Below are 8,542 nucleotides of genomic sequence, written 5' to 3' on the forward strand. Positions count from 1 at the left end.
CCTCCCGTCCCCTCCGGCGTGCCTCACACGGAGTGGACGGTTCCCGCGTACCGCTGGACGAAGCGGGTGCCGGTGCCCGCGGTGACGGTCACGTCGTAACGGCCGCCGTCGGTCCGCCAGGTCACCCGGGTGCGGTCGCCCGCCTTGACCCACACGGTCTGCTCCTTGCCGGCGAAGTCGTTCGGCGTGAGCGTGAAGGCCACCTCGGTGCCGCCGTCGTTGCGCAGGTAGAACTCGACGGCCGCGTGCTCCGGGCGCCCGTCGTGCCGCAGGGTGGCCGCGACCCCCGGCACGGCGACGTCGTCCTGGCCGTCGGGGACGACCGTCCCGGAGAAGCGGCGGACGAAGCCGTCGGCGCCGTGCACGGAGAAGTCATAGCGGCCGTCGGTGTCCGCCGCGTCCCACACGTACGTGCGCGACGAGCGCGGCGGGACCGTGAACGGCGTGCCGGTGAAGGGCAGCGCCGTGTTGGGCAGCACGGTGAAGTGGTAGCCGACGGTGCCGTCGTTGGTCAGCCTGCAGGTGACCTTGCCCTTGTCGCGGTCGACGGTCACGTCGGCCCACGGCCGGTACGGCAGCGGGCGGTGCGGCCGCCGCCCCTCCTCCTGCTGCGGCATGGCCGAACGGTCGGGCACCTTCACCGCGGGCAGCGCGTTGTTGGCGTCCGCCTTGGCCATCAGCGCGAGGGTGTCCGGCAGCGCGGGGATGCTGTAGTCGGGTTTGGTGAAGTCGAAGCAGCTGGTGAGGTCGCCGCAGACGGTGCGCCGCCAGTCCGAGATGTTGGGCTCCTTCACCCCGGTGACGCGTTCGAGGAAGCGCAGCACCGAGGTGTGGTCGAACACCTGGGAGTTGGCCCAGCCGCCGCGCGACCACGGCGACACGACCCACAGCGGCACCCGGCTGCCCAGACCGATGGCCTTGCCGTTCGCGAACTCGTCCTTGGTGCCCGGCTCGGGGAACGGCGGGATGACGTGGTCGAAGTAGCCGTCGTTCTCGTCGTACATGAGCAGGAAGACGGTGTGCTTCCACACGTCGGGGTTGGAGAACAGCGACTGCAGCGCGGTGTTGACCCAGTGGGCGCCGTAGTCGGGGCTGGCCGCGGGGTGCTCGCAGAACAGGTACGGCGCCACCAGCCAGGAGACGGTGGGCAGCGTGCCGTCCTTGCAGTGCTTGTCGAACGCCGTCAGGTCGAACTTCGTCATGGCGTTGACGTAGCGCGGGTCGTCCTTGGGGAACTCGTGGAACTGCTTGAAGTACGACAGGGCGTTGTCGTCGTAGTCGCCGTTGCGGTCGTCCGAACCGTCCGGGTTGTGGTAGACGCGCCAGGTGACGCCCGCGTCCTCCAGCCGCTCGGCGTACGTCGTCCAGTCCGCCACCGGGTTGTCGGTGACCGGGGTGTTGTCGGTCCACGGGCCGGTGGTGCCGTCGACGCCGGGACCTGCGGTGCCGGTCCACAGGTAGAGGCGGTTGGGGTCGGTGGGGCCGTTGAGCGAGCAGAAGTAACCGTCGCAGAGGGTGAAGGCGTCGGCGAGCGCGTACTGGTAAGGGATGTCCTCGCGGGTGAAGTAGCCCATGGTGCGCTCGCCCTTGGCGGACACCCACTTGTCCATGGCGCCGTTGTTGACGGCCGAGTGGCCGCTGTCCCAGTCGTGCGGGAGGCCGCCGGCGTTCTGGGCGTTGTACTTGGTGGTGTCCATGCGGAACGGCAGGAGGTGGCCCTCCTCGCGTCCGCGGGCGGGCTGGCGGAACACCGGGTCGCCGTTGGACAGCACGGCCGCCTGGCGGTCGCCGAAGCCCCGTACGCCGCTGAGGGTGCCGAAGTAGTGGTCGAAGCTGCGGTTCTCCTGCATCAGGATCACCACGTGCTTGACGTCGTCGATGCTGCCGTGCCGCGGGCCGTGCCCGGCGGCCTCGGCCGTGCCGGGGAGCCCGACGGCTGCGGCGGCTCCCGCGGCGGTGCCGATGAATGCGCGGCGGCTGAACTCGGTCATGGGGAAGGTTCCTTAGGTCGTTCGGGGTCAGCCGCGGGCGGACAGGGAGAAGGTGACGACGGCGGCGGCGTGGTCGGAGGGCCAGCCGTTGCCTGCGGTGTCCGGGACGGGCCGGGGCCAGCCGGTGACCAGGGTGTGCGCCTCGACGACCTTGAGCGGGCCCGCGTACTGGACCTGGTCGATGCGGTCCTGGGGCTCCGCGCCGCCGTCCTCGCGCCGCGGCCTGACGGGTGACCAGGTGGTGCCGGGGTCCTTCACGGGGCTGGAGTGATCGGCGCGGAAGGCGTCGGTGAGGCCGGCGTCCTCCAGGGCCTCGGTGACCGGCCAGCGGAGCCGGCCGGCTCCCCCGTGCGCGGACGAGGTCCGGCTCGTCCAGTCGCGGTGCGACGGCGAGGCGAGGCCGGCGGCGAGCACGACGGGACCGCGGGAGGCGATGTCGCGGCGCATCGCGGCCACCAGCGCCTGCGTCTGCCGGTAGCGTGCGGTGCCCTTCTCCGCCGCCTCGACCTGCGCGGCCGTGCGGCCCGCGAGCACCGCGTACGGCCCGTAGCCGGCCTCGTCCAGCTGTGCCGTCCACAGCCGTACGGTGCGGTCGCCGGGCAGCCGCAGCGTCGCGGCGGCGGCCGGCAGCGAGGCGGTGGGGGCGACGGTGCCGGTGAGCGGATGGCGGCTCACGATGCCGAGGCCGCCGGCCTGGTGCACGTGCCAGCCGAGCGCGGCGGCGAGCCGCTGGGCGCCGTCGTCACCGCACTCCTGGAGCGCGACGGCGTCGAGGCCCTGGGTCAGCACCAGCCGCAGCTGCTTCTCCAGCGCGCCGTCGATGTGGCTGCCCGCGTCCCACAGGTTGAGCGTGGCGACCTTCAGCGTCAGCCGGTCCCTGCTCGCGCGCACCGGCACCTGGACGGTGACGGTGTCGCCGCCGACGGCGCTGTCGGTGACGGCGACCACCAGCCGGCCGGGGGTGCGCGGCGCGAGGGCCGGGGCCTTGCCGCTGACGGTGCCGTCCGCTGCGACGGTCAGCCACGGGTCGCCGCCGGCGCGCCTGAAGGTCGCGCTGCCCTCGGCATTGCCCTCGGGCCGGATCCACAGGCCGCCGAGCGCGACGGAGAAGGAAGTGCCCGCCGTCTGCTCGGCGGTGGTGACGGCGTCCACGACCGCATGCGGACGCGGGATGACCGGACGCGGCACGAAGCTGAAGGGCGCGGTGCGGGCCAGGATGCCGTAGCCGTCCTTGGCCAGCAGGTAGGCCGTGTACGGCCCGCCGCTCAGCCCGGAGGTGTCGATGCTGATGTCGCCGGACGCCGCGGGGGTGTACTCCCAGGCGAGGGAGGCGCCGTTGCCGGGGACCCGGTCGCCGTCGTAGACGCCGATCCAGTTCTTGGGGTCGGGCGCGTCCGTCGTCCAGTGGAAGGAGACCTTGTCGCCCTCGAAGGGCTTGGGGGTCCGCAGCTCGACGAGGTCGCCGGTGGGCGGGCCGGCGAAGGTGAACGGCTCGGTCTTGGCGAGGATGCCGTAGCCGTCCTTGGCCAGCAGGTAGACGGTGTACGGGCCGCCGCTCAGCCCGGAGGTGTCGAGGGTCGTCCTCCCCGAGGTTCCGGTGACGTACGTCCACACCAGCGAGCCGCTGCCGCTGCCCGGCTGGCGGTCCCCGTCGTAGACGCCGATCCAGTTCTTGGGGTCGGGCGCGTCCGTCGACCAGGTGAAGGTGAGTTTGTCGCCGCGTTGCGGAGGCGTCGTGGAGTCGAGCGCGACGCTGCTTCCGGATGCGGCGACCTGTGAGAGGGATGGCACGGTGTTGGGTCCTCTCCGCCCCGGCGCCGCCGCGGCGGCGTTCGGGTGGGCAAAGTTGTCTAGATAACTTCGCCCCCAGCAAGCCGTCCCACGGCGACGAACCCGTGAACGACGGGTTGCCGCCGTCCGGGAATCAGGCGGAAATCTGAGGTTGGCGCGCACGGCGGGACAGGCCGTCGTCCGCCCCCACGACCGCCTTGAGCAGCGATGTCACGGGGATCGGCATGCTCCACGACGGGTTCCGCACCCCGAGCGGCGGCCTCCCCCCGGGCCGCCGCTCGGGGGGAGGCGGCGTCATGCACCGTTCAACGGTGCACGTTCCGCTGCGCGCAGGCGAGGCGTTCAGCAGGTGAGGTTGCCGCCCGGGGCGACGCCCAGGATCTGGGTGAAGCGCTGGTAGTTGTTGACGCGGCTCTGCACCTGCGCCGGGTTGCGGCCGTCGCACTCCAGGGACCCGTTGATGGAGCGGATCGTCTGGCCGAAGCCTGCCTGGTTCACCATGGCGTTGTGCGGGGTCATGGTGCCGGGGCCGCTCTGGGTGTTCCAGTACCAGAGGCCGGTCTTCCAGGCCACGGCGGCGTCCTGCTCGACGAGCCAGGGGTTGTGGAGCAGGTCGATGCCGAGGGCGTCGCCGGCCGCCTTGTAGTTGAAGTTCCAGCTGAGCTGGATCGGGCCGCGGCCGTAGTAGGCGGACTGACCGGCGGGGCAGCCGTAGGGCTGGCTCGTGTCGCAGTAGTGGGGGTAGTTGGCGGTGTTCTGCTCGACGATGTAGACCAGTCCGCCGGTCTCGTGGGCGATGTTGGCGAGGAAGGCGGCGGCCTCCTGCTTCTTCACGGTGTCGCTCCCGGTCTTGGCGAAGCCGGGGTACGCGGAGAGGGCGGCGACCAGGCCGCTGTAGCTGTAGAAGGAGTTCCGGCCCGGGAACATCTGGTTGAACTGGGCCTCGCTGACCACGAACCCGGAGGGGTTGCCGGGGTTGCCCGGGTCGGTCGTGCCGCCGCCGCAGGTGCCCTGGTCGGCCCAGACGCCCCATTCGCCGGTGGTGCCCGGGGTCTCGCCCTGCGTCCACCACTTGGCCTGCCAGTTGTGGCCGCTGTAGGAGGCGGTCATGCCGCCGGTGTAGACGGCGCCGGCGCTCCACGGCGTGGCGCAGGTCGCGGCGGAGGCCGTGCCGGCGGGGAGCGCCACCGCCAGTCCGGCGGCGGCCGTGAGGGTGGTCAGGGCGGCGAGGGTACGTCGCATCACCGTAACTGCTCCTTGTGTGGGGGGAGTTGCGTGTCGCACTCAGCAATGAACCGGATTGGCCTATACCTGTCAAGGTCTAGACCAACATCCCCCGCACGGCCCGGCCACGGCCCCGGGTTGAGGCCCCGCCCCGTCGGCGTAGCGTGGAATCAGGCCGGTGCCGGTGGCGGGCGGGCCCGCGGGGGAAGGTGCGCGTCGCGCCGAGCCGCACCGCCGGCCCCAGGCGGGCCCCGCCCCCGGGCGGGCTTGCGTCGTCAGCGCACGAGGAGCGTCGGCCATGGGCAAGCCCTCAATCGACCAGCTGCGGGAGCGCGTGCGCGGGGCGGTGATCACCGCGGACGAGGAGGCCTACGACGGGTCACGGCAGGTTCACAACGCCATGATCGACCGGCGGCCGGCCGTCATCGTGCGCTGCGCCAACGCCGGCGACGTCATCGCCGCGGTGGACTACGCCCGGGAGAACGGGCTCGACCTGGCCGTGCGCGGCGGCGGCCACTCCGTACCGGGCTTTGGCACCTGCGACGACGGAGTCGTGGCGGACCTCTCCGCGATGCGCTCCGTACGCGTCGACCCCGGATCACGCGCCGCCCGCGCGGAGGGCGGCGCCACCTGGGGCGACGTCAACGCCGCGACGTACGCCTTCGGGCTGGCCACCACCGGCGGCATCATCTCCACCACCGGCGTCGGCGGCCTCACCCTCGGCGGCGGCATCGGCTATCTCAGCCGGGGCCTCGGACTCAGCTGCGACAACCTGATCTCGGCGGACGTCGTCACCGCGGACGGGCGCTTCCTCGTCGCCAGCGAGAAGGAGTACGACGACCTCTTCTGGGCGCTGCGCGGCGGCGGCGGCAACTTCGGCGTGGTCACCTCGTTCCAGTTCCGGCTCAGCCCGGTCAAGGACATCTACGGCGGCCCCGTCTTCTACGACCTCCAGGACGCCGGCAGCGTGCTGCACGCCTACCGCGAGGTCATCGCCGACGCCCCCGAACAGCTGGGCAGCTTCCCGGCGTTCCAGATCGCCCCGCCCCTGCCCTTCATCCCGCCGGAGCGGCACGGCAGGGTCCACGTCGCCACCGTGAGCTGCTGGGCCGGCCCGCTCGACGAGGGCGAGCGGGCGCTGCGGCCCTTCCACGACATGGCGCCGGTCGTCGCCGAGCACATCGGCCCGATGCCGTACCCGGCGCTCAACACCGCCTTCGACGGCCTCGTGCCGCCCGGCCTCCAGCACTACTGGAAGGCCAACTTCGTCACCGAGCTGACCGACGAGGCCATCGCCGCGCACCTCGAGCACGCGGCCGGCCTGCCCGCCGTGAACTCGACCGTGCACATCTACCCGATCGACGGCGCCTGCCACCGCGTCCCCGCGGACGCGACAGCCTTCGCCTACCGCGACGCGTCCTTCGCCACCGTGATCGCCGGCATGTGGCCGGATCCCGCGGCCAACGAGGCCAACGTGGCCTGGGTGCGCCACTACTACCGCGCCCTGGCGCCGCTCTCGGAGGAGGGCGGGTACGTCAACTTCATGGCCGGGGACGACCAGGGGCGGATCCGGGCCAACTACAAGGGCAACTACGACCGGCTCGTCGAGGTCAAGCGGACGTACGACCCCGGGAACCTGTTCCACCTCAACCAGAACATCACGCCTTGACGGCGGCCGGGGCCGGGGCCGGGGCCGGCGCGGCCCCGGCCCCGGCACGGTGGCGGCTCAGGAGAAGCCCACGACGCCGTGCGGCCGGTAGGGGCTCTCCAACTCCTTCAGCTCCTCCTGGGTGAGGCGCACGTCCAGGGCGGCGACGGCGTCCCGCAGGTGCGCCTCCTTGCCCACGCCCACGATCGGCGCCGTGATCCCGGGCTTACCCAGCAGCCACGCCAGGGCGATCTGGGCCCGCGACAGTCCGCGCCGTGCGGCGATGGCCGCGACGGCCTCGACGATCACCCGGTCCTCGTCAAGGTAGAGGGTGCCGCCGAACTCGTCGGTCTCCTGCCGGGCGCTGACGGTGTCCCAGTCGCGGGTCAGCCGCCCCCGGGCGAGCGGGCTCCAGGGGGTCACGCCGACGCCCTGGTCCGCGCAGAGCGGCAGCATCTCACGCTCCTCCTCGCGGTGGAGGAGGTTGTAGTGGTTCTGCATGCTGACGAACTTCGTCCAGCCGTGGCGCTCCGCCGTGTACTGGGCCTTGGAGAACTGCCAGGCGTACATGGAGGACGCACCGATGTACCGCGCCTTGCCCGACTTCACCACGTCGTGCAGGGCCTCCATGGTCTCCTCGATCGGGGTGTGCGGGTCCCAGCGGTGGATGATGTAGAGGTCCACGTAGTCCGTGCCGAGGCGGCGCAGGCTCGCGTCGATCTCGGTGAGCACGGCCTTGCGCGACAGACCCGCCCCGTTCGCGCCGGGGCGCATGCGGCCGTTCACCTTGGTGGCCAGCACGATCTCCTCGCGGGACGCGTACTCGGCGAGGGCCCGGCCGACGATCTCCTCGCTGGTGCCGTCGGAGTAGACGTTGGCGGTGTCGAAGAAGGTGATGCCGGCCTCGACGGCGCCGCGTATCAGGGGGCGGGCGGCGTCCTCGTCCAGCGTCCACGGGTGGTTGCCGCGCTCGGGGGTGCCGTAGCTCATGCAGCCCAGGCAGATCCGGGAGACGTCCAGACCCGTGCCGCCGAGTTTCGTGTACTCCACGTCCATGCCTCCGCAAGGTGGTTTTGGTGGCTTCGGTTGCCGAACCGCGCTCCCGAGTATGCAAGCCGGTGGATCTTCGCGTCGACGGCCCGCCGCGCTGCACCGGGGGATCCGTCCACAATGTCCAATGGAAAGCGTAAAGACCCCTGTGCACCACTGCGGGACTTCCGTCCCGTGAGCGACGTGGGCGATGTCACATGCACCGATTTGCGCTGTTCATCATGGCTTTGACCTGCGGCTTTTCGGAATCACATACTCCGCTTCCGGCGACTGTGCAGGTCAGGCCCTTGCGCCCGCGGGAATGCTCCCGCAGAGTCCTGACGTATCCGGCCCCGGCCGCGCAGCGCGGCAGCCGGCATTCCGGGCGGGGGCTAGCTGAAAGGGTCCTCGTCTCACATGCGCAACCAGGCCAAGCACCGCCGCGGGCGTTCCCTGCGGCTCAAGCTGTCCGCCGCGGCTGTCGCCTCCGCCGCGGCCTTCGGCGGCACCGCGTGGGCGCTCCAGCAGTCGGGCTCGGACGGCACCGGGGCGGACCGCGCGTCCGGCTCGTCCAAGGTCCACGTCACCTCGATCCTGCCGAGCGCGTCCGAGCAGCCGGAGCACGGCCTGGTCGACGCCGACAGCGGCCGGCGTGACGCGGCACCGGAGGCGAAGGAGACGAAGGGCACCGGCGCGACTCCGTCGAAGGGGGCGGCCCCGGCCAAGGCGAAGGTGAAGACCAAGGCCAAGAAGCCCAAGCCGGTGAAGACCACGCCGCCCCCGACGCAGACGCCGGACCCCACGCCGCCGGCGTCCACCCCGTCCCCGACCGCGGCACCCACGACGGACACCCCGTACG

Annotated in this window: 5 protein-coding genes and 1 pseudogene; 2 read left to right on the top strand and 4 right to left on the bottom strand. The window is 71.9% G+C overall.

The annotated features are described in order from the left end of the window. Positions 1–23: 23 nt before the first annotated feature. The 3 genes from PV341_RS41530 to PV341_RS41540 form a co-directional block, all read right to left on the bottom strand. A complete protein-coding gene (locus PV341_RS41530; protein WP_500326308.1) occupies positions 24–1,991 on the bottom strand; it encodes a phosphocholine-specific phospholipase C in 1,968 nt (655 codons plus the stop codon). 27 nt (positions 1,992–2,018) lie between these two features. Then, positions 2,019–3,782: an endonuclease/exonuclease/phosphatase family protein gene (locus PV341_RS41535; RefSeq protein ID WP_500360558.1), complete on the bottom strand. Its 1,764-nt coding sequence runs from the start codon at positions 3,780–3,782 to the stop codon at positions 2,019–2,021. Positions 3,783–4,124: 342 nt separating this feature from the next. Continuing rightward, entirely contained in the window at positions 4,125–5,024 is a 900-nt protein-coding gene (locus PV341_RS41540) for a glycoside hydrolase family 19 protein (protein ID WP_500326311.1), read from the bottom strand. A 280-nt stretch (positions 5,025–5,304) separates the two neighbouring features. Here PV341_RS41540 and PV341_RS41545 point away from each other — a divergent pair, with 280 nt between their 5' ends. After that, positions 5,305–6,675 (top strand): FAD-binding oxidoreductase, encoded by a 1,371-nt coding sequence (locus tag PV341_RS41545; RefSeq protein ID WP_500360560.1) that lies wholly within the window; start codon positions 5,305–5,307, stop codon positions 6,673–6,675. Positions 6,676–6,732: 57 nt separating this feature from the next. On the opposite strand, the gene PV341_RS41550 is transcribed toward PV341_RS41545, so the two are convergent. Continuing rightward, entirely contained in the window at positions 6,733–7,704 is a 972-nt protein-coding gene (locus PV341_RS41550; protein WP_500326528.1) for an aldo/keto reductase, read from the bottom strand. A 396-nt stretch (positions 7,705–8,100) separates the two neighbouring features. Between PV341_RS41550 and PV341_RS41555 the strand changes: the two are divergent. Beyond that, positions 8,101–8,542 (top strand): annotated as a pseudogene (locus PV341_RS41555) (hypothetical protein); the annotation flags it as partial.

The organism is Streptomyces sp. PA03-1a, from assembly GCF_033792805.1.
GTDB lineage: Bacteria > Actinomycetota > Actinomycetes > Streptomycetales > Streptomycetaceae > Actinacidiphila.